This window comes from Gryllotalpicola kribbensis, assembly GCF_039538245.1.
GTDB lineage: Bacteria > Actinomycetota > Actinomycetes > Actinomycetales > Microbacteriaceae > Gryllotalpicola > Gryllotalpicola kribbensis.
This window is the reverse complement of sequence record NZ_BAABBX010000025.1, coordinates 1-766: the sequence shown is the minus strand read 5'-3', so window position 1 is coordinate 766 and position 766 is coordinate 1. Positions and strand designations below refer to the sequence as shown.

The following is a 766-nucleotide window of genomic DNA, read 5'->3' as shown; positions in this document are numbered from 1 at the left end:
GCGGCGTGCGGTCTGGGCGGTGATGGGGTGGTCTTCGCCGTCGATGCGGGCGGTCCCGTGCCCGGTCTGGAAGTCGTCTCTGTTCACCACGATGAGGACGGTGGGGTGTGCCCCGCCCATGGTGGGGGTTTCGGGGGCGCGGGCGGCGGCGGCGAACACGGCGTGGATGACGTCGGCTTGCTTCTGTTCCCTCGTGCGGGTGTCTGTGGGCGGTTCGACCTCGGTGGCGGTGAGCAGGGGGTGCGTGGACCCGTCGACCTCCGGCTCCGCACCGGTGCCGCCATCGCCGGCGGCGCTGGCGCCGTGGGCGCCGTCGCCAGCACGGCTGTCGGTGTGGCTGGCCCCGGTGGCCTCGCTGGTGGGGGTGAACCGCACGGATGATCCGGTTCGTGGGTTGACGTAGGCGTCGAGGACGGCGCGGATGGCGGCGGCCTGCTCGACCGGTAGCAGCCCGGTGAGTCTCACGAGGCCGTCTCGAGCGTGTCCGAGGCGGAAGAACCGCTTCTCGATGGCGGCTTTCTCCACGGGTTCGATGCCGTCGGGGTCGAGTACCAGCTTCCATGCTTCAGCGGCTTCGACGACCGCGGTGGCCGGCAGGGTCTTGGAGAGTTCGATGAGGTTCGTGCACGCGGCGCTCATCAGCGCGGTCTCCGCCCGGTCTGCGGCCTCGATCAGCGGCCCGATGATCGCCGCGGCTTGCGCCCGGCCGAGGACGCCCTCGTGCACGGCGGACTCGATGACCGGCAGCTTCGCCAGCCGCCGCGAT

General features: G+C 71.5%; 1 protein-coding gene. It reads right to left on the bottom strand.

Annotation, left to right across the window (positions count from 1 at the left end):
• A partial coding sequence (locus tag ABD716_RS16360; protein WP_344778854.1) for a DUF222 domain-containing protein occupies nucleotides 1-766 on the bottom strand: 766 nt, incomplete at both ends.